Source organism: Janthinobacterium sp. GMG2 (assembly GCF_033949445.1).
GTDB lineage: Bacteria > Pseudomonadota > Gammaproteobacteria > Burkholderiales > Burkholderiaceae_D > Janthinobacterium > Janthinobacterium aestuarii.
In genome coordinates this window covers 162340-182838 of the sequence record NZ_JAXAWA010000004.1, presented here as the reverse complement: position 1 = coordinate 182838, position 20499 = coordinate 162340, and the positions used below count along the sequence as shown (strand labels likewise).

Below are 20499 nucleotides of genomic sequence, written 5' to 3'. Positions count from 1 at the left end.
TCTACAAAAAACAGGGGCTGCAAATGACAAACCCGCTGCGCGCCTCACCGGTGAAGGAAAGGCGGAGCAACGGGCTTGAGCGCGGCATGGCCCGCAGGCCATGCTCTACAACAGATTACGAATCACGCGACGCTTTTTTACGCTCGTGCTCTTTCAGGAAGCGCTTGCGCAGACGGATCGATTTAGGCGTGATTTCCACCAGTTCGTCGTCCTCGATGAATTCGACTGCGTATTCCAGCGACATCTGGATTGGCGGTACCAGGCGCACCGCTTCGTCGGTACCCGACGAACGCACGTTGGTCAGCTGCTTGCCCTTGATCGGGTTGACGACCAGGTCGTTGTCGCGCGAGTGGATACCGATGACCATGCCTTCGTAGACTGGGTCATTGTGCGACACGAACATGCGGCCGCGGTCTTGCAGTTTCCAGATAGCGTAGGCAACAGCAGCACCGTCATCTTGCGAGATCAGCACGCCGTTACGACGGCCAGCCATTTCGCCACGGGTGTTGTCGACTGGCGCGTATTCATGGAATACGTGGCTCATCAGGCCGGTGCCGCGGGTCAGGGTCATGAATTCGCCCTGGAAGCCGATCAGGCCACGCGCCGGGATCAGGTACTCAAGACGCACGCGGCCCTTGCCATCCGATTCCATGTTTTGCAGGTCGCCGCGACGACGGCCCAGTTCTTCCATGACGCCGCCCTGGTTGACTTCTTCAACGTCAACGGACAGGTTTTCAAACGGCTCGTGGCGCACGCCATCGACCATCTTGAAGACCACGCGTGGACGCGATACGGCCAGCTCGAAGCCTTCGCGGCGCATGTTTTCGATCAGAATCGTCAGGTGCAGCTCGCCGCGGCCCGATACTTCGAAGATCGTGTCGTCGTCGGTTGGTGCCACGCGCAGAGCAACGTTGGCTTTCAATTCTTTTTCCAGACGGTCACGCAGTTGACGCGAGGTAACGAACTTGCCTTCGCGGCCAGCCAGTGGCGAGTTGTTGACCATGAAGTTCATGGTCAGGGTCGGCTCGTCGACGGTCAGCATAGGCAGCGCTTCAGGCGTGTCCAGTGCGCACAGGGTCGAACCGATGCCGATTTCGTCGATACCGTTGATCAGGCAGATGTCGCCGGCGACGGCTTCGTCAACCAACACGCGCTCCAGGCCCTTGAAGTTCAACACCTGGTTGATGCGGCCCTTGATCGGGGTCGCGCCTGGGCCATTGATGACCAGCACGTCCTGGCCGACTTTGACGGTACCGCGGTTGACGCGGCCAATGCCGATCTTGCCGACGTACGACGAGTAGTCCAGCGAGGTGATCTGCATTTGCAGCGGGCCTTCAGGATTGTCGTCGCGTACTGGAACGTGTTCCAGGATGGCATCGAACATCGGCTTCATGTCGCCGCCGCGCACGTCTTCGGTCAGACCGGCATAGCCGTTCAGGCCCGATGCGTAAATGATAGGGAAATCCAGTTGTTCGTCGGTAGCGCCCAGCTTGTCGAACAGTTCGAACGTCTGGTTGATGGCCCAGTCCGGACGTGCGCCTGGACGGTCGATCTTGTTGACGATAACGATAGGCTTCAGACCCAGTGCCAGCGCTTTACGCGTGACGAAACGGGTTTGCGGCATCGGGCCTTCCTGTGCATCGATCAGCAGCAGAACCGAGTCCACCATCGACAGAACACGTTCCACTTCGCCGCCGAAGTCGGCGTGGCCTGGGGTGTCGACGATGTTGATGTGGGTGCCTTCGTACTCAACGGCGCAGTTCTTCGACAGAATCGTAATGCCGCGCTCCTTTTCCAGGTCGTTCGAGTCCATGACTCGGGTGTCGACCGCTTGGTTTTCACGGAAGGTGCCGGACTGGCGCAGCAGCTGATCCACCAGCGTGGTTTTGCCGTGGTCAACGTGGGCGATAATGGCGATATTACGAATTGCGCGTTTTGTATTTGACATGGTCGTAGTAGTTACTGAAAAACTGCGGAGTGCGTACAAGGTGTACGAGATACCCGAATGCTAATCTATTTCCGGAACCGCGTAGTATAGCATGTTGCGTTGCAACGCTATCTAAAAATGCTGGCGGCTCTTGCAGTCGGGGACGATTTGTTTAAAAAAGCGACACTGGTTCAAGAGTGTCGCTGGGTAATGTGACGTTGCCGTGACTTATTGGTGCGCCGTGGCAATGAGACGTTCCGGCGCCAGGATGCTGTATTCCTGCAACTGGCCCGTGCCCAACAACTTGCTGTCGTGATACACGCGCACCCTGCCCGGCTCGGCTGGCACGACGACGTCTTCCTTGCCCAGCGCGATGCGCTGGCCATGCAGGAAGCGCTTGGCCAATTCTTCCGTCAGCTGGACGGCAGGGAAACTCGACAGCAAGGCATCGACGGGAGCCAGCAAGCTCAGCGGCGCGGCATGCGCCGTCAACTCATCCAGGGTAACGACGCCGTCAAGCGTCAGGTTGCCCACGTGCGTGCGGCGCAAGGCGTTCAGATGGCCGCCGCAACCGAGGGCATGGCCGATGTCTTCGCCCAGCACACGGATATACGTACCCTTGCTGCACATCACGGACAATTTCAGGAACGGGGCTTCATAGCCGAGGAACTCGAGCTTGTGGATAGTCACCGGGCGCGCTTCGCGCTCCAGGGTGATGCCTGCCCTTGCATACTCATATAGGGGCTTGCCGTCCCGTTTCAAGGCAGAGTACATGGGCGGCGTCTGCAGGATAGGCCCGCGGAACTGCGCCAGCACGGCTTCGATCTGCTCTTCGGTGACGTTGACGTCGCGCGTTTCCAGCACGTCGCCTTCCGTATCGCCCGTATCCGTCGTCTGCCCCAGGTGCACCAGGGTTTCGTAGGTTTTGTCGGCTTCCAGCAAGTCCTGCGAGAACTTGGTCGCCTCGCCAAAGCACAGCGGCAGCAAGCCCGTGGCGAACGGATCCAGGGTGCCCGTATGGCCCGCCTTCTTTGCGTTCAAGACGCGCTTGGCCTTGATCAGGGCGTCATTGCTGGACCAGCCGACAGGCTTATCCAGCAGCAAGACGCCATCGACCAGGTCGCGCACCCGCTTGATGCCGGGCGGTTTCTTCGGACCCGCCACTGTTATTGCTCGTCCGCTTCTGGTTTGGCATCCGGCTCGGCGTCGGCCGCGCGCGTGGCGTTGGCCTTGTCGATCAGCAGCGACATTTCCATGCCGCGCGAGGTCGAGCTGTCGTGCACGAAATGCAGCATCGGCAGGGTGTGGATGTGCAGGCGCTTGCCCAGCAAGCCACGGATGAAGCCGGACGCGGCCATCAGGCCTTCGGTGGTGTTCTTGATGGCTTCCTTGCTGTCTTTCAACATCGTGAAAAACACCTTGGCGTGCGCGTAATCGGGCGTGATCTGCACTTCGGTGATGGTGATCATCGTGCCGACGCGCGGATCCTTCAATTCGTAGGCGACGATTTCAGCCAGATCGCGCTGGATCTGGTCGGCCACGCGCAAGCCGCGCGCTGGCATGGTTTTGCTATGTTTAGCCATGATTTTATGCTGTCCTAAGTGCCGCAGGGCGCATGGGTCAAACGGTTGCCCGTTGACCAATGCGCCCCACGTGTTTGCGCGGACATCACTATGTCCGCGCCATTGCTTCTGTGATTACAGGGTACGAGCGATTTCCTGGACTTCGAACACTTCCAGCGTGTCGCCAACCTGAATGTCGTTGTAGTTCTTCAGCGACAGGCCGCACTCCAGACCGGCGCGAACTTCTTTCGCATCGTCCTTGAAGCGTTTCAGGGAGTCGATCTCGCCGCTCCACACCACGATGTTGTTGCGCAACAGGCGGACGGAAGAAGCACGCTTGACCACGCCATCGGTGACCAGGCAACCGGCAATCGCGCCGACTTTCGAGACCAGGATAACCTGGCGGATCTCGACTTGGCCGATAACGGTTTCGCGTTTCTCTGGTGCCAACATGCCCGACAACGCCGATTTGATCTCGTCGATCGCATCGTAAATGATGTTGTAGTAGCGAATGTCCACGCCATTCGACTCGGCCAGCTTGCGTGCCTGGGCATCAGCACGGGCGTTAAAGCCGATGATGACCGCTTTCGAGGCGACTGCCAGGTTGACGTCCGATTCCGTGATGCCACCGACGGCCGCGTGAACCACTTGTACGCGCACTTCGGAGGTCGACAGTTTCTGCAGCGAACCGACCAGCGCTTCTTGCGAACCTTGCACGTCGGTTTTGATGATCAATGGCAAGTTTTTCACTTCGCCTTCGGCCATCTGGTCGAACATGTTTTCCAGTTTCGCAGCTTGCTGTTTCGCCAGTTTCACGTCGCGGAACTTACCTTGACGGAACAGACCGATTTCACGCGCTTTGCGCTCGTCAGCCATGACGACGACTTCTTCACCGGCAACCGGCACTTCCGTCAGACCCTGGATTTCGACCGGAATCGAAGGACCCGCTTCAGCGATCGACTTGCCGTTCTCGTCCAGCATGGCGCGAACACGGCCATACGAAGAGCCAGCCAGAATCACGTCGCCGCGTTTCAGGGTACCGGACTGCACCAGGATCGTCGCGACAGGACCACGGCCCTTGTCCAGACGCGCCTCGACGACCAGGCCGCGCGCAGGCGCATCGACCGGTGCCGTCAGTTCCAGCACTTCGGCTTGCAACAGCACTTGTTCCAGCAGGTCGTCGATACCTTGACCCGTTTTCGCCGACACCGGCACGAATGGCGATTCGCCACCGTATTCTTCCGGTACGACTTGTTCTGCGACCAGTTCCTGCGTCACGCGGTCAACGTTGCCGCCTGGTTTGTCGACCTTGTTGATCGCCACCACCAGCGGTACGCCGGCTGCTTTCGCATGGGCAATCGCTTCTTTCGTTTGCGGCATCACGCCATCGTCGGCGGCAACCACCAGAATGACGATGTCGGTTGCCTTGGCGCCACGGGCACGCATCGCGGTAAACGCTTCGTGGCCCGGGGTGTCGAGGAAGGTGATCATGCCGCGTGGCGTATCGACGTGGTAAGCGCCGATATGCTGCGTAATGCCGCCCGCTTCGCCGGAGGCAACCTTGGCGCGACGGATGTAATCGAGCAGCGAGGTCTTGCCATGGTCGACGTGACCCATGACGGTGACCACCGGTGCGCGTGGCTTGGTTTCGAAGTGCGCGTGTTCGCCCACATCGGCCAGCAGCGCTTCCGGATCGTCCAGTTCGGCGGCGAACGCCTTGTGGCCCATTTCTTCCACCAGAATCATGGCGGTTTCCTGGTCCAGCACCTGGTTGATCGTGCACATCTGGCCCAATTTCATCAAATGCTTGATGACTTCGGATGCCTTGACGGACATCTTGTGTGCCAGTTCGGCCACGGTGATCGTTTCCGGTACGTGCACGTCCTTGACGACGGCTTCCGTAGGAGCCTGGAAGTTCGATTCACGGTCGTCATGGTGCGTCGGGCGACGGCCCTTCGCGCCACCGCGCCAGCTGTCACGACCGCCTGGGCCGCTATTGCCGCGTGGTTTCGGACCACCGGTGGTGCCGCGTTTTTTCGCGTCATCGGACCAGGTGGACGACACATTGGCCGACTTGATCGATTTCTTGTCTGCAACAGCAGGCTTCTTGTCGCCCGGCTTGTCGCCAGGTTTCTTGTCAGCAGGCTTGTGCAGGGTGCCTTCCGGCGCCTTCGGCTTGACGGGAACCGGTACGGGTTCCGGTGCCTTGATGGCGCGGCGTGGCGCGTTCATCATGGCCTTGATCTGGGCAACTTCGTCGGCAACGGCCTTGCGTGCACGCTCGGTGGCTTCCGCTTTGTCAGCGGCTTCCTTGGCGGCAACAGCAGCGGCAGCCGCTTTCTTCTTCGCTTCTTCAGCGGCAGCAGCTTTCTTCGCTTCGGCGGCGGCGTCGTCAACGACAGGCGCAGCGGCGCTGGCGGCAGGCGCGGCAGCAGCCTTGGCAGCGGCTTTCTTCGCTTCTGCTTCAGCTTCTTTCTTCGCAGCCAATTCAGCCTGTTGCGTGGCTTTCGCCTGGGCTTCTTTTTCCGCGTCGAGCTTGGCCAGACGTTCTTGCTTTTCGCGCAGATCGGCTTCCTGGCGGGCGATCAGTTCAGCCTGTTTACGGGCTTCTTCTTCACGGCGCGCCACGTCGGCGGGATCGATCACCGGTGCGGCAGGCGCGACCGGTTCTGCTGCGACCGGCGCAGCTTCGTCACGCTGGACGAAAGTGCGTTTCTTGCGCACTTCCACCTGGATGGTGCGCGATTTGCCGGTGGCGTCAGCTTGCTTGATCTCAGTCGTTTCCTTGCGGGTCACGGTGATTTTTTTCTTTTCTGTGTCAGCCGCTGCGCCGTGTGTGCGGCGCAGATGATCCAAAAGCTTGTCCTTATCATCTTTCGACAATGGATCTGACGTCGAACTTTTCTCGACGCCGGCAGAACGCAGCTGCGTCAGCAGCAAATCTGCAGGCATCTTCAGTTCGGTGGCAAATTGGGCTACGTTGTTACTCGCCATTCAGTCCTCTTTTCTATGTGTCGCGGAGATGATAAAGATACTCAAATTAAGCCTTTGCGGATTCGGCCAGACTCCATGCCTTGGCTTGCAACGCCTTGGCACGATCGTCGTATTTCGAGTCAACCAACTTCATCTCATCGTCGGTCACATCTTTAAATTCACTTGTAATCAGTTCACGCGCACGGTCCGCAGACAAGGCCAGGATTGCGCCAAATTCGTCGTATGCCAGTGCTGCAAATGCTTCAACGGTCTTGATACCAGCCAGACCCAGCTTGCCGGCGGTAATGCGGTCCATGCCTTCCAGACCCACCAACGCCTCGTCCATGCCTTCCAGACCCTCTTCCGAAGCAATCGCTTCGGTAACCAGCGCATCACGCGCACGGGTACGGAGTTCATTGACGGTATCTTCGTCAAACGATTCGATTTCCAGCATTTCGGAAATTGGCACGTAAGCGATTTCTTCCAGACTGGCGAAACCTTCTTCCACCAGAATATCGGCCACTTCCTGGTCGACATCGAGCTTTTCCATGAACAGGATGCGCACGGCAGCCGTTTCCTGGGCAGCTTTGTCAGCCGATTCTTCGGCCGTCATGATGTTGATCTTCCAGCCGGTCAGGTCCGAGGCCAGGCGCACGTTCTGGCCGGAACGGCCGATCGCGATTGCCAGGTTTTCTTCGTCCACAACGACATCCATCGCGTGTTTTTCTTCATCGACCATGATCGACGACACGTTCGCCGGAGCCAGGGCGCCGATGACGAACTGCGCCGGATCTTCCGACCACAGCACGATGTCGACACGTTCGCCACCGAGTTCGCCGGTCACGGCCTGCACGCGCGAACCGCGCATGCCGACGCAAGTACCGATCGGGTCGATGCGCTTGTCGGCCGTGTAGACGGCGATCTTGGCGCGGACGCCGGCATCGCGGGCTGCGGATTTGATTTCCAGCATGCCTTGCTCGATTTCCGGCACTTCCAGTTCGAACAGTTTCATGATGAATTCCGGCGCGGTGCGCGACAGAATCACTTGCGGGCCGCGCATGTTGCGGTCGATGCGCAAGATGAAGGCACGCACACGGTCGCCGATACGCAGATTCTCTTTCGGGATCATCTGGTCGCGTGGCAGACGCGCTTCGATCTTGCCCGATTCGACGATGGCGTCGCCGCGTTCCATGCGCTTGATGGTGCCGGTGACGAGCGAATCGCCGCGTTCCAGGAAGTCGACCAGGATCTGTTCGCGTTCGGCGTCACGTACGCGCTGCAGGACAACCTGTTTGGTATCCTGGGCGAAACGGCGGCCGAATTCGACAGATTCGATCGGTTCTTCGATATGGTCATCGACTTCGATATCGGCGATCTGTTCTTTTGCCTCGAAATGCAGGATCTCCTGATCCGGCAATTGCAGGCCCGCTTCATCGGGCACGACGTGCCAGCGGCGGAACGATTCGAATTCGCCCGTTTCGCGGTCGATCGAAACGCGGATGTCTACCTCACCCTCATACCGTTTCTTCGTGGCTTGCGCCAACGCGAATTCGAGGGCGCCGAAGACGACATCTTTATCGACGTTTTTTTCGCGCGCCAGCGCGTCAACCAATAATAAAACTTCGCGGCTCATGCTTTGCGTCCCTTAAAAACCACCTGCGGCACCAAGCGTGCCTTATCCACATCGGCGAGCGTAAACTCCAACATCGCCGGACCATCCTTACCTTCAAATTCCAACGACAATTTATCGCCCACGGGTTCTTGCAGAATCCCCTGGAACGATTTCCGGTTGTTCGTACCCGGCATCGCCACAGTCAGCTTGACGATGATTTCCTGGCCTGCGAAACGGACAAAGTCTTCCAGCTTGCGCACCGGACGATCGAGACCCGGGGAAGAAATCTCGAGACGCTCGTAAGGAACGTTCTCTACCGTCAACACATGCGATAACTGGTGACTCACCGTGGCACAGTCTTCGACCGTGATCGGACCTTTTTCAGCGGCATCGGCGGCGCTGAAATCAATAAAGACGCGCAGCAGCCCGCGCTCGGCACGTTCGACATCAACGAGCTCATAGCCCAGACCTGTAACTGTCTTTTCAATTAATCCCAACTGCTGCAAAAAATTCTCCAGAAATAAGGCCCGTTTTCGGCATGACGGCGCCGCAATGAGCGCCGACACCATGCAAAAACACGCATTCAAGTCATATATGGCCCCTTGCGGAGCCATTACAAACGGTTCAACAAAAAAAAAAATGGGCATCTGCCCATCTTCTTGTATTTCCCCAACCAGATGAAAGCACTCCCCACCAAACAACCCTGCGGAGAACTTTTATTAGGCTGCAGATTATAACCTCTTATTAACTTCGCCGCAATGCCGCACACGAGGAGCGGCCCGGCTTACAACAGTTACAAGAGCGCGCACCCGCGGCAGATCGGCGGGCGCGCAAGAAGAAACTCTTCCCGATTAACCTTTGCTGCGGCGGCGCGGCATGCCATCCATGCCGCCACGATCCATGCCGCCACGCGGCTGTCCACCGGAACGCGCTTGCCCACCGGCGCCACCACCCGTATTGCGGCGCGGACCCGTGTTGGCGAAGCCGAATGCCGTTTGCAGCGGATCGGGCTGGCGCGGACCGCGCTGCGGCGCGCGGCCTTCGCCGCCACCGGCCGGACGGCCTTGACCCTGGCCTGCCGCACGCGGCGGACGGCCCTGGCCTTGCGGCGCGCCTTCGAACGAGGCCGACGAACGGGGCTGGCCGCCCTGGAACGGGCCTTGCGGCTGGCCACGGCCAGGACCACGGGCTTCGCCTGGACGACCGGCGCCGCCTGGACGACCCTGGCCTTGCGGACGGGCAAACTGGCCTTGCGGCTGGCCACGGCGCGGCGCGACCGGGAAAGGATCGGCGTTGCGGTTGCTCACATCGATACGGTTGCCATTCGGCTCGTCATCGCGGCTCGCCTTGCGCGCTTCGCGGCCCTTGGCGGCGCCAGCGGCACGGGGGTCGCCCGATGCCGGCATTTTCTTTTCGATGCCGTAGGCGGTCAACAGATCGCGCACGGTGTTTTCATCCATCTCTTCCCAGCGGCCGCGTTTGAGGCCGCTCGGCAGGGTCATGGCGCCGTAGCGGGTACGGATCAGGCGCGACACAGTCAGGCCGATCGCTTCGAACATGCGGCGCACTTCGCGGTTACGGCCTTCGCCGATCACCACGCGATACCACTTGTTGATGCCTTCGCCGCCGCCATCGGCGATCTTCGAGAACTGCGCCAGGCCGTCTTCCAGCTCGACGCCGGCCAGCAGTTTCTGGCGCATGCCCTCTTCCAGCTCGCCCAGGGTACGCACGGCGTACTCGCGGTCGATGCCGTAGCGCGGGTGCATCAGACGGTTGGCCAAGTCACCGGAGGTAGTAAACAGCAGCAAGCCTTCCGTGTTGAAGTCGAGGCGGCCAACGGCCAGCCACTTGCCCGCTTTCATGGTCGGCAGGCGGTCGAATACGGATGGACGGCCGTCCGGGTCGTTGTGGCTGACGATTTCGCCGGCCGGCTTGTGGTAGACCAACACACGCGGCGGCTTCTTGCTGACGCGGCGCTGGATCAACTTGCCGTTGATGCGCACGTGGTCGCTCGGCAGGATGCGCTGGCCGATGTGGGCCGGTTCGCCATTGACGGACACGCGGCCCGAAATGATCAGGTCTTCCATGTCGCGGCGCGAACCGAGACCGGCTTCGGCAAGCACCTTGTGCAGCTTCGGCGCGTCGTCGTCGGACGTCAGGTCGCGGCGCACGGCCACTTTCTGTACGCGGCCCGTGCCGCCTTCTTCGCTGTCGAACGCGTCGGAAGTGACGAACGAGAACACGGCATCAGCGTCGCTGAGTTTACCTGGCGCAGCCTGGCGGCCCTTGCCCTTTTTACGGCTCTTGCCGGCATTCTTGCCAGCGCCCGGCACGTCGTTGCGCGGACCGCGCGGCAGGCGCGGGCCGGAAACGAGGTTGCCTTCGGCATCGAACACGTCGGCGACAGGCGCGGCGGCTTGCTCGACGACAGGTGCTGCTGCAACGGCGTCGGCTGCCTGCGGCGCTTCGGCGCGCGGCGGCTGGCGCAGTGCGCGTTCCGCCTGCACGCCACGCATCTGACGCGGACCACGGGTAGGACGTGCTTCGGCCGGCTTGTCAGCGACGGCTTCGGGTGCCGTTTCAGCGACGGCGGCAGCGGCCTTGACGGCGGCGCGGGCGCGCGGCGGACGCGGCGCAGGTGCGGCAACGGCTTCGGCGGCCGCTTCGGCGGCGTCGGCCACGGCCTTCAGGGCTGGCTTGGCGCGGGTTTTCTTGGCGGCTGGCACAGCTTCAGCAGCGGCGGCGGCAACGGGCGCGTCGGCGGCCACGTCGGCTTTCGTGCGGCGCTTCGGCTTGGCAGCGGCGGTGTCGCCTGCAGCAACGGCAGCGGCCGTATCAGCTTCGATCTGGGCCTTGGTGCGGCGCTTGGGCTTGGCAACGATGGATTCGTCGCTGGCGGTAACTGTCTCGGGTGTGTTCGGATTATTCATTCTTCGTTTCTTGGCTGTGCTGACCTGGCGCAGCGTCAACCGTTAGTTCTGGCGCAGGGTCGTGAGTGTAGGCTTCGTCCGTGGGCGAAGCATCGGGGCCGGCATCAAGGCTTGCTGTCACATCTACATCTGTCACAGCCGTATTGCTACCTGCACCAAGCTGGGGGACAAGCTCATTGCTTGCCTTGTCAAAATTTTCCTGCAGGGCCGCTTCCAGGGCTTCGAGCCCATTGCCCTGCATCTCGCTGATTTGCTGCAAAGGCGGCAGCTGGGACAGCGATTGCAAACCCAGGTCATCCAAAAATTGCTTGGTGGTGGCCAGCAAGGCCGGCCGTCCCACCACGTCGCGGTAGCCGATGGCATCGACCCAGCCACGGTCTTCCAGCATCTTGATCGTCTGCGAATTGACGGCAACGCCGCGAATTTCCTCGATATCGCCGCGCGTCACCGGCTGGCGATAGGCGATGATGGCGAGGGTTTCCAGGGTCGCCCGCGAATACTTGGGCGGCCGCTCGGGCGTCAAACGGTCGAGATACATCTTCATTTCCGGACGGCTTTGAAAGCGCCAGCCCGATGCGAGACTGACGATCTCGATGCCGCGCCCTTCCCATTCATCGCGCAACTCTTCCAGCAACTGCTTGATCGTATCGGCGCCAACGCCGACACCGCGCACGCGACCATTCTCGTCCGCATCGACGAACAGCTTCTTCAAGCTGTGGATCGTCAGCGATTCACGAGCGCACAGCAACGCGGTTTCGAGGACTTTTTTAGCCTCAATTGTATTCATAGCAATTCTGTGCGGATGTGTGTTGCAATTCGTATGCAGAGAAAGAAATCAAAAACGTTCATTTCAACGTAACAGATGGCAGACATCGATGATGACGCCGTGCTGGGTTACTAGTTGAGGCTGTTTTTCCGACGCCTTGGCCGATGCGCGCAAAGCGGGACTAAAGCGGATGCAGTGAAAGTCCTGCCATCCATGGTGCTGGCCTTAAATAACCAGCAATGAAACGAACTCCGGAGCAGCTGCTTTTCCCGTGGCGGCGAACCAGCCAGACAGGAGAGCGACAGTCGTCGTTTCATCCAACGATGCCAATTGTACCTGATAAAAAGCGGAAAAGCGCAAAACCGGGCAAAACACGCGTTTTACCCGGCACTGGCGCGACATATCGGCCCCTACTCGCACATCACTGGGAGGCGAGTTTCTCCGAGAGAATGGCCGATGCGCCCAGGAAAGCTGGGTACTGCGCCGTGATGACGAAGGTCGGCACTTGCGAGACGTAATTGGCGAAGCGGCCCTTGCGCTCGAAGCGGGCGCGGAAACCGGAGCGGTCGAAACGCGCACCCAGACGTGGCACGATGCCGCCGCCGATATAGATACCGCCCAGCGCGCCCAGGGTGACGGCGACGTTGCCCGCCACGGTGCCGAGCATGCAGCAGAACGCTTCGATGACGTCGTCGCACAGCTGCGATTCACCGGCCAGCGCGCGGCGCGTGATTTCCGCCGCTGTCAAGTCTTCGGCCGGCACGCCCGCGCGGTCGGCCAGGGCACGGTAGATCAGTTCCAGGCCATCGCCGGAAATCAGGCGCTCGGCCGAGACGTGCTCGTATTCGCGCCAGGCGAATTGCAGGATGCTCACTTCCACTTCATTGAACGGCGCAAAGCTGACGTGGCCGCCTTCGCTTTGCAGGGCGATCCAGCCGCCGTGCGATGGAATCAGACCCGACACACCCAGGCCCGTGCCGGCGCCGATCAGGCCGATGGCCGTGTTCGGACGGGCCGTGCCCGCGCCCACCTGGTGCTTTTGCTCGCTCGACAGTTGCGGCAGGGAGCGCGCCAGGGCCGTGAAATCGTTGACCACGTCCAGAGTCGTGAAGCCGCACTCTTCGCGCATGGCGCGGATCGAGAACGACCAGTGGTGGTTCGTCATGCTGAGGAAATCGCCGTCGACCGGGTTGGCGATGGCGATCACGGCATGGCGCACGGCTTGCCCGCCAGCGGCAGCGATGTGCGGCAAGGCCAGGTAGGCTTGCAGGGCGGCGGACAGGCTAGGGTAATCGGCACAGGGCAATACTTCCACCAGGGTGATGTGGCCAGCGGCCACTTCCAGGGCGAAACGGGCATTGGTGCCGCCCACGTCGGCCAGCAGGCGCGGTCCATCGGCGAAGGCGGAAGTCGGCAGTACGGGAGAAGACGAAGCGCTCATGATTTTAAATGATGAAGTGGGACGCATGGGACGCCAAGCTTAAAGGATGAATGCGCCCGGAGGCAAGCAAAGTTTGTAGTTTAAGTACATCAAAACAAGCCTTTATTGGTAGTTCCACTCCAAATGCAACAGGCAACGCCAAAATTGCTTAGAAACAATGATTTATAGTAAGTGCTCGCACTCATCAGGCACACGAAAAGCATGCTGCACAGCAGCAGGAGCCGCCTTGAAAACAGAGTATGCCGGAGTTTGCGCAAAGCCGCTTTGTACGCGGCGGCGCGGGTGCGGCGCCGCCGTCCTGACGCTGCCGCAAAGCGGTTTTCGTATTATTACTACCGGTTTTTGACTGCCCGCCTGGCGAGCAGGAAGCAGTGCGATCAGGAGGGCAAGCCTTCGCCCAGCAGGCTGGCGGGCGCCGGCTGGTCCGAGCGGTAGGCGGCATTCCAGGCGTCCAGGCCGCCATGCAGGGGCTTGGCGCGGTGAAAGCCGTGCTGGTGCAGCAGCTTGGCCACTTGCGCGGCCGTCACGTCGTTGGGACAGCTGCAATACACGATGATGTGGCGGTCCTTGTCCATGGCGATCATGGCGGGCACCGGCTCCTTGCCATTGAAGAACAAGGCGCCCGGTACGGCCGGTTCCAGCGCCTGGGCCGTGGCACTGCGCGCGTCGACCATCAGCGGCTCCTCGCCCTGCTCTATGAGTTCGAGCAATTCATCGATGCCGATGCGCTCGATCTGCAAGGCCTGGCGGAAACGCCGGCGTTCAAGGAATTTGTACAGCAGGAACAAGCCCAGCAAGGTGGCCAGCATCAGCAAGGCCGTGCTGCCCATGGTGCTGAGCAAGTCGAGCACCTGCTGCACGCTGGAATGGAAAATCACGCCGACGACGATGCCCGTACCGCTCCACAGCAAGGCGCCCAGGCCCGCGTACAGGAAGAACAGGCCCGGCGGCGTACCCAGCGCGCCCGACATCGGTGCGGCGACGGTATTGAAGCCCGGCACGAACTTGGAGACGATCAGGGCTTTCGGGCCCCAGCGCTTGAATTTGTCTTCCGTCTGGCTGACGCAGTAATCGGGCGACAGCGAGATGCGACACAGCAGCCGCAGGATGCGCTTGCCGAAATGGCGGCCCGCGCGGAACCACGTGAAGTCGCTGATCAGGCAGGCGCTTAGCGCGGCGGCCAGTACCAGCGCCCCATTCATGTCGCCATCGACGGCCAGTGCCCCCGCCACCACGAGGATGGGAAAAGCGGGAATCGGCAGGCCGAGCTGCTCCACCAGCACGATGCCAAAGACTATCAGGACACCGTAATGTTCGAGCAGGTAAATGAGGTTGGGCATGGTCGCTATCTTACCGTAAAAGCGTGTTTAGATTTGCACGCCCTTCGGTATGGCGCTCAATAAGGTACGCGTGTACGGATGCACGGGATTGCGGTACAGTTCATCCGAATCGGCCAGTTCCACCACTTGCCCCTTGTGCATCACCATCACCTGGTCGGCGATGTATTTCACCACCGATAAATCGTGTGAAATGAAGATGTAGGACAGGCCGAACTCATCCTGTAAGTCCTGCAACAGATTGAGCACCTGCGCCTGCACCGACACGTCCAGCGCCGACACGGATTCGTCGCAGACGAGGATTTCCGGCTGCATGGTCAGGCAGCGGGCAATGGCGATGCGCTGGCGTTGACCACCCGAGAACTCGTGCGGATAGCGGTGGAAGGCCTGTTCCGGCAAGCCGACCTTATCGAGCAGCCAGTAGGCCTTGGCGATGCGTTCCTTGTCATCGGCGCCGATGTTGTGGATGCGCATCGGTTCGAGCAATATCTGTCCGACGGTAAACCTGGGATTCAAGGACGCATACGGATTCTGGAAGATGATCTGGATGCGGCGTTTATACGGCAAATACTCCTTGTTCGGCATGGCAATCAGGTCCTTGCCGTGAAACATGGCCGTGCCGCCCGTTGCCTGGTGCAGGCGCAGCAGGGTCAGGCCCACCGTCGTCTTGCCGGAGCCGGATTCGCCCACCACGCCCAGGGTCTTGCCGCGCGGCAAAGTGAACGACACATCCTTGACGGCCTGGAACTCGCGTTTGCCGAACAGGCCTTCGCGCGTATAAAAACTTTTACTTAAATTGTTGACCACCAGCACCGGTTCGTCACCGGGCGTGTAGCCACGCGTGCGCTGCTTCACCTCGACACCGGGACCCGCCTTGCCTTCCATGTAATCGGCAATCACGGGCAGGCGCCACGGGCGCTCATCGAGCGAGGGGCGGCAATGCAGCAGGGCCTTGGTATAACTGTCTTGCGGCGCTTCGAATACCTGGCGCACCTCGCCCGTCTCGCGCACTTCGCCATGGCGCATGACGATCACCTGGTCGGCGATCTCCCCCACCAGGCCCAGGTCGTGGGTAATGAACAGCACGGACATCTGATGCTTCTTTTGCAGCGCCGCGATCAAGTCCATGATCTGCTTCTGGATCGTCACGTCCAGCGCCGTCGTCGGCTCGTCGGCGATCAAGAGTTTCGGTTCGCAGGCGATCGCCATGGCGATCATCACGCGCTGCTGCTGGCCGCCCGACATCTGGCTCGGGTAGGCATCGATCTTCGTGGCCGGGTCGGGAATGCCCACTTCCTCGAGCAGCGCCAGCGTACGCGCCCGCGCCTGCTTGCGGTTCATGCCCATATGCTGACGCAGCACTTCGGCGATCTGGAAACCGACCGTAAACACAGGGTTCAAGGACGACATCGGCTCCTGGAAGATCATCGAAATATCCTTGCCGCACATGGTGCGCCGCTCGGCGATAGACAATTTGAGCAGGTCGCGCCCGCCAAAATGGATGCTCGAGGCGGGATCGATGATGGTGTTATCCGGCGGCAGCAAGCCCATCACGGCCAGCGAACTGACGGACTTGCCGCTGCCCGATTCGCCCACCAGCGCGACGGTGCTGTTGCGCGGCACGTTGAACGAAATGCCCTTGACGGCTTCGAACGTGGTCTTCTTGTCCAGGCGGAAGGTGACGCGCAGGTCGCGCACTTCCAACAGGTTATTCTGGTCCATGAGCAACTCCTATTTCACTTTGGGGTCGAGCGCATCGCGCAAGGCATCGGTAAACAGCGAGAACGCCGTCACCAGCACGGCCATCGCCGTGGCGGCGGCTGTCAGCTGCCACCATTTGCCCAGGATCAGTTCATTTTGTGCCTCGTTAAGCATGCTGCCCCACGAGACGGTACCCACCGGTACGCCAAAGCCGAGGAAGCTCAAAATCACTTCCGCCTTGATGAAGCCCACCACGAGGATGGACATTTGCACCAGCGCCACGTGACTGACGTTCGGGAAGATATGCGAGAACATCTTGCGCCAGTGCGAGGCGCCGATGGCGTCGGCCGCCATCACGTATTCGCGCGCCTTGTGCTTGATGTATTCGGCGCGGATCAAGCGGTACGGCCCCGTCCAGCCCGTCAAGCCGAGGATCAGCACGATGGTCAGCACGCCCTTCTGTTGCAGCACGGCCGCCACCGTCAAGATCATCAGGATGGATGGAATCGACGTAAAGATGCTGTAGAACCAGTTGAAGAAATCATCGACGACGCCGCCGAAGTAGCCGGACACGGCGCCAAACAAGGTACCCAGCACCACGGCCAGCAAGGCTGCCACCAGGCCCACGACGATCGACGTTTCACCGCCCTTGATGGTTTTCTGGATGATGTCATGACCCCACTTGTCGGCGCCGAACGGCAGTGTCGCCGCCTTGTGCGTGACGAGTTTCTTGGCCTTGCCCATGCCGGCGCGCAAGGCCGTCAAGTCGTCGGCCAGCGGGTCGGTGACGCCGTACATCTCCACGCCAGCCGATGGATTGCTACCCATCTGGGCGCGCAGTTCGGCGATGTCGTCGGCCAGCGGATCGAGCACGTTGACGGGGGTGGGCGCGCTGCGCTCATCAGGCAGGGGAATGGCGCCATCGGCGGCCACGTCCTTGTCGGCGCCGACAAACGTGGGCGGCGCATAGCTGACGGCCACTTCGTCTTCCCAATTCGAGGCGACCAGGCCGCTGGCCGATGCCAGCACCAGCAGGAAAAAGGCGCCGACCACGGCCAGCGATACCATTGCAATCTTGTCGCCGCGCAAACGGCGCCACGCCAGGGCCCACAGGCCGGGCGATGTATGAGGTTTCGACATCGTCTCTTTCTACTTCAGTTGTACGCGAGGATCGACCGCCTGGTACAGCAGGTCGGTGAGCAGGTTGAAGAGCATGGTGGCGGCGGCAACATAGACGGTGATCGCCTTGATCACCGGAAAGTCGCTGCGCTCGACGGCCAGGATCACTTCACGCCCGATACCGGGGATGCCGAAGAAGCGCTCGAGCAGGAAAGCGCCGATCAGCAGGGCCGGCAAGTTCGACATCACATAGGTAATGATGGGAATGGCGGCGTTGCGCAGCACGTGCACCCACATGATGCGGCCTTCCTTGAGGCCCTTGGCGCGCGCCGTGCGCACGTAATCCTGGTTCGCCTCGTCCAGCACGAAGGTACGGAACAGGCGCAGGGTCGGCGCGATCGAGACGGCCAGGCCGATCAGAATCGGCAAAGTCGAATAGCGCAGCAGGTTTTCCCAGAAGCTGTCGCCCCAGCCCTGCACGGGGAACAGGCCCAGTTTATAAGCAAAGCCGTACTGGAAGACGATGATGTAGACGAGAATGGAAATCGACATGCCCACCGTGCAGGCGATCATGACGGCGCGGTCCGTCAGCGAGCCGCGCACGAAAGCGATGGCCAGCGCCAGCGCCACGCCAAAAAACGTTTCCAGCACGGTCAGCGGGATCAGTACCATCATCGACGGGCCCAGGCGCGAGGTGATGATGTGCGACACGGATTCGCCCGTGGCCCAGCTCTGGCCGAAATCGAACGTGACGATCTGCTTGATGAAGATCCATAGCTGCACGTAATACGGCTGGTCGACGCCGAGCTGGCGGCGGATGTTGGCGATGCTTTCCGCACTCGACATCTTGCCGGCCAGGATATAGGCGGGGTCGCCGCCCACCCAGTTAAACAGGATAAACACCAACAGGACGACGCCCAGCATGGTGGGCAGCATCTGCCACAGGCGGCGCAGGATATAAGCAAACATAATGATTCCTTGTTGTTATAAGCTGCGCTTATTTTTTAGCCGAGTCGGCAGCTGGCGCCACCGGCGCACCGTTGCTGTCGATATCCATGTACGCCCACTCCTGGAACAGGATCGGGTGCTTCTTGTAGCCGAGCACCGACTTTTGCGCCAGCATGTTGCGGTAGCGCGCATAGCCGATCAGGGCGCCCGCGTTCACTTCCAGGCGGCGCGCCATCTTGTGGAACAGCTCGTCGCGCTCGGGGCTGGCCGGCATGGCCTGGCTGGCCGCATACCACTTGTCGTATTCGGGATCCTGGTAGCAGCCATTGTTGTTCTGGTGCGTGTTCGGGCCGTAGAACAGCTGCATGAAGTTGTCGCCGTCCGGATAGTCGGCCAGCCATGGCGCCGTGCGCGTCTGCATCTTGCACTGCTTTTCCGTCTTTAAAATGTCGGAAAAGATCATGCGGTCGTTTTCCATGCGGATGCCCAGCGAGTTGTAGGTCTTGCGCCACATTTCCGCCTGCAGCACGCCATTGGCTTCATTGCGCGAAGCGTAGCGGATCAGCAGCGGCTTGCCGTCCGGCAAAGTGCGCCAGCCATCGGCACCCTTCTTGTAGCCGAATTTGTCGAGCAACTTGTTCGCCAGCACGGGATCGTATTGCAGCAGGGATTTGTAGTGGGGATCGTAGCCGACGACGCCGGGCGGGATCGGATAGTCGAGGCGCTTGGCCTGGCCATTCCAGATGATGCGGATTTCTTCGTCGATGTTGTGCGCCATGGCAATGGCACGGCGCAGGGCGATCTTTTCCTTGCTGAAACCGCCCAAGGTCGGATCTTCCATATTCCAGTAGTAATAGCTGATCTCGGGATCCAGCAGGCGCGACAGTTGCACGCCCTTCTCCGCCAGCTCGGGACGCAGCTTGCCGTTGAGCAGCGCTTTCGGCGCCAGCGGGCCATCGAGCCAGAACACGTCCGTGCCGCCGCTCTGGAACGACAGCCAGCGCGACTGGTCCTCGATCATGACGGAAATTTCAATGCGGTCGATGGCGGGAATGCGCTTGCCCTGCATCTGGCGCACGATGCGCTGGTCGTCCGGGTCGTCGCCAGCCAGGAAATTCCACGTTTCCGGCAAGTGCTGCGGGTTGCGATTCAACACGATGCGGTTGCCGCGCGTCCATTCGCCCAAGGTGTAGTAGCCGGTACCGACGGGATTCGAACCCACTTCGCCCTTCACGTCGCCGTATTTCTCCACCACTTCGCGCGCCACGGCGGACGTCGGCACGTAGGCGAGGATCATGGGGAAATTGAAATCGGTCTTGGTGAGGGTCACGCGCAGGGTGTACGGGTCGAGGATTTCCAGGCCGGCCACCTTCTTGCTGTAGTCGAGCTTGTTCGACTTGGCCGCATCCTTGGCCAGGTCGTCCAGTCCCACTACCTTGCCTTCGAACAGCCAGCTGTGCGGCGAGGCCAGGCGCGGGTCGAACAGGCGCTTCCACGAATACACGTAGTCGGCCATCGTCAGTTCGCGGCGCTTGCCGCCGAACGCCGGGTCGGGCGTGTAATACATGCCTTTTTTCAGGCGGATGGTGTAGGTCTTGCCGTCGGCGGACACTTCCGGCATGGCAGCCGCGGCACCGGGCACCACCTTGACGGGGCGCGCCAGGTAGTCATAGGTGTACAGGGTGTCGAAGACGGCCTGCGTGATGTGGTTCGAATACAGGTCGCGCGCGGTGGCCGGATCGAAACCCGTCTCGGCGGCCGGCAAGATATAGCGCAAGGTTTTCACCGGCGCGCCTGCGGCAGCAGGGGCGGCATCGGCGGCAACGGCCGCCAGCGGCAGGGTGGCCAGGCAGGCGAGCAGCGCCACGCGCCGCATCCATGGTGACTTCATGTAATACCCTTCATCTCGATTATCTGTCGCACCGTATTGGTGCGCTTGTACTGGCTTCCCCCTGGGATACAGGATTCCACCGCCAAAACCAGTCCATCCTCGCAAGATCTATGCCTTGTTCATGGCCAGCCGCGTCTACATACGGGCGAGCCGGAAAAAGGCGTAACGATAACGCATATTCTGTTCGCCGGGCGAAAAGCCGCAGCGCTGGCGTGACGCGCAGCCACGGCCGCCAGCCTCACGGGGAGAATCTTCCGCAGCGCAGCATAGACAGGCGGCGTCCATGGAAAAT

Annotated in this window: 14 protein-coding genes; all 14 read right to left on the bottom strand. The window is 60.8% G+C overall.

Translation table 11 applies throughout. The features are described from left to right. Nucleotides 1–115: 115 nt before the first annotated feature. A complete protein-coding gene (gene typA, locus SKZ59_RS16560; protein ID WP_034760139.1) occupies nt 116–1948 on the bottom strand; it encodes a translational GTPase TypA in 1833 nt (610 codons plus the stop codon). A 207-nt stretch (nt 1949–2155) separates the two neighbouring features. Then, on the bottom strand, nt 2156–3091 hold the full coding sequence (gene truB / locus SKZ59_RS16555; protein WP_070303331.1) for a tRNA pseudouridine(55) synthase TruB: 936 nt from the start codon (nt 3089–3091) through the stop codon (nt 2156–2158). Nucleotides 3092–3093: 2 nt separating this feature from the next. Then, nucleotides 3094–3510: a 30S ribosome-binding factor RbfA gene (gene rbfA / locus SKZ59_RS16550; protein WP_034760142.1), complete on the bottom strand. Its 417-nt coding sequence runs from the start codon at nt 3508–3510 to the stop codon at nt 3094–3096. A gap of 114 nt (nt 3511–3624) precedes the next feature. Then, nucleotides 3625–6483: a translation initiation factor IF-2 gene (gene infB / locus SKZ59_RS16545; RefSeq protein WP_034760145.1), complete on the bottom strand. Its 2859-nt coding sequence runs from the start codon at nt 6481–6483 to the stop codon at nt 3625–3627. Between the two features lie 46 nt (nt 6484–6529). Continuing rightward, the gene (gene nusA / locus SKZ59_RS16540; protein WP_034760148.1) at nt 6530–8095 is read right to left on the bottom strand and encodes a transcription termination factor NusA; all 1566 of its coding nucleotides are present in this window, start codon (nt 8093–8095) and stop codon (nt 6530–6532) included. Further along, nucleotides 8092–8580, bottom strand: a complete 489-nt coding sequence (gene rimP / locus SKZ59_RS16535) for a ribosome maturation factor RimP (RefSeq protein WP_034760462.1) — start codon at nt 8578–8580, stop codon at nt 8092–8094. The genes nusA and rimP overlap by 4 nt, the downstream gene beginning before the upstream one ends. A 345-nt stretch (nt 8581–8925) precedes the next feature. Then, nucleotides 8926–11004 carry a 23S rRNA pseudouridine(2605) synthase RluB gene (rluB, locus tag SKZ59_RS16530; RefSeq protein WP_319992368.1) on the bottom strand — a complete coding sequence of 693 codons (2079 nt, stop codon included), beginning with the start codon at nt 11002–11004 and terminating at the stop codon, nt 8926–8928. Continuing rightward, a complete protein-coding gene (gene scpB, locus SKZ59_RS16525; protein ID WP_034760153.1) occupies nt 10997–11791 on the bottom strand; it encodes an SMC-Scp complex subunit ScpB in 795 nt (264 codons plus the stop codon). The genes rluB and scpB overlap by 8 nt, the downstream gene beginning before the upstream one ends. Nucleotides 11792–12191: 400 nt before the next feature. After that, on the bottom strand, nt 12192–13211 hold the full coding sequence (locus SKZ59_RS16520) for a glucokinase (protein ID WP_072454300.1): 1020 nt from the start codon (nt 13209–13211) through the stop codon (nt 12192–12194). A 377-nt stretch (nt 13212–13588) separates the two neighbouring features. Then, nucleotides 13589–14551 (bottom strand): VTT domain-containing protein, encoded by a 963-nt coding sequence (locus SKZ59_RS16515; protein ID WP_319992367.1) that lies wholly within the window; start codon nt 14549–14551, stop codon nt 13589–13591. A 27-nt stretch (nt 14552–14578) separates the two neighbouring features. Beyond that, nucleotides 14579–16270 carry an ABC transporter ATP-binding protein gene (locus SKZ59_RS16510; RefSeq protein WP_319992366.1) on the bottom strand — a complete coding sequence of 564 codons (1692 nt, stop codon included), beginning with the start codon at nt 16268–16270 and terminating at the stop codon, nt 14579–14581. A 9-nt stretch (nt 16271–16279) separates the two neighbouring features. Then, entirely contained in the window at nt 16280–17389 is a 1110-nt protein-coding gene (locus SKZ59_RS16505) for an ABC transporter permease (RefSeq protein ID WP_319992365.1), read from the bottom strand. Nucleotides 17390–17398: 9 nt separating this feature from the next. Beyond that, nucleotides 17399–18337 carry an ABC transporter permease gene (locus tag SKZ59_RS16500; protein ID WP_034760169.1) on the bottom strand — a complete coding sequence of 313 codons (939 nt, stop codon included), beginning with the start codon at nt 18335–18337 and terminating at the stop codon, nt 17399–17401. 28 nt (nt 18338–18365) lie between these two features. Beyond that, nucleotides 18366–20207: an ABC transporter substrate-binding protein gene (locus tag SKZ59_RS16495; RefSeq protein ID WP_319992364.1), complete on the bottom strand. Its 1842-nt coding sequence runs from the start codon at nt 20205–20207 to the stop codon at nt 18366–18368. Nucleotides 20208–20499 lie beyond the last annotated feature (292 nt).

What these genes read in the sequence shown, in the direction of transcription:
- typA (WP_034760139.1), bottom strand. Translation starts at nt 1,948, where the DNA reads ATGTCAAATACAAAACGCGCAATTCGTAATATCGCCATTATCGCCCAC.
- rluB (WP_319992368.1), bottom strand. Translation starts at nt 11,004, where the DNA reads ATGAATAATCCGAACACACCCGAGACAGTTACCGCCAGCGACGAATCC.
- nusA (WP_034760148.1), bottom strand. Translation starts at nt 8,095, where the DNA reads ATGAGCCGCGAAGTTTTATTATTGGTTGACGCGCTGGCGCGCGAAAAA.
- scpB (WP_034760153.1), bottom strand. Translation starts at nt 11,791, where the DNA reads ATGAATACAATTGAGGCTAAAAAAGTCCTCGAAACCGCGTTGCTGTGC.
- infB (WP_034760145.1), bottom strand. Translation starts at nt 6,483, where the DNA reads ATGGCGAGTAACAACGTAGCCCAATTTGCCACCGAACTGAAGATGCCT.
- SKZ59_RS16500 (WP_034760169.1), bottom strand. Translation starts at nt 18,337, where the DNA reads ATGTTTGCTTATATCCTGCGCCGCCTGTGGCAGATGCTGCCCACCATG.
- SKZ59_RS16510 (WP_319992366.1), bottom strand. Translation starts at nt 16,270, where the DNA reads ATGGACCAGAATAACCTGTTGGAAGTGCGCGACCTGCGCGTCACCTTC.
- SKZ59_RS16505 (WP_319992365.1), bottom strand. Translation starts at nt 17,389, where the DNA reads ATGTCGAAACCTCATACATCGCCCGGCCTGTGGGCCCTGGCGTGGCGC.
- SKZ59_RS16520 (WP_072454300.1), bottom strand. Translation starts at nt 13,211, where the DNA reads ATGAGCGCTTCGTCTTCTCCCGTACTGCCGACTTCCGCCTTCGCCGAT.
- rbfA (WP_034760142.1), bottom strand. Translation starts at nt 3,510, where the DNA reads ATGGCTAAACATAGCAAAACCATGCCAGCGCGCGGCTTGCGCGTGGCC.
- SKZ59_RS16495 (WP_319992364.1), bottom strand. Translation starts at nt 20,207, where the DNA reads ATGAAGTCACCATGGATGCGGCGCGTGGCGCTGCTCGCCTGCCTGGCC.
- SKZ59_RS16515 (WP_319992367.1), bottom strand. Translation starts at nt 14,551, where the DNA reads ATGCCCAACCTCATTTACCTGCTCGAACATTACGGTGTCCTGATAGTC.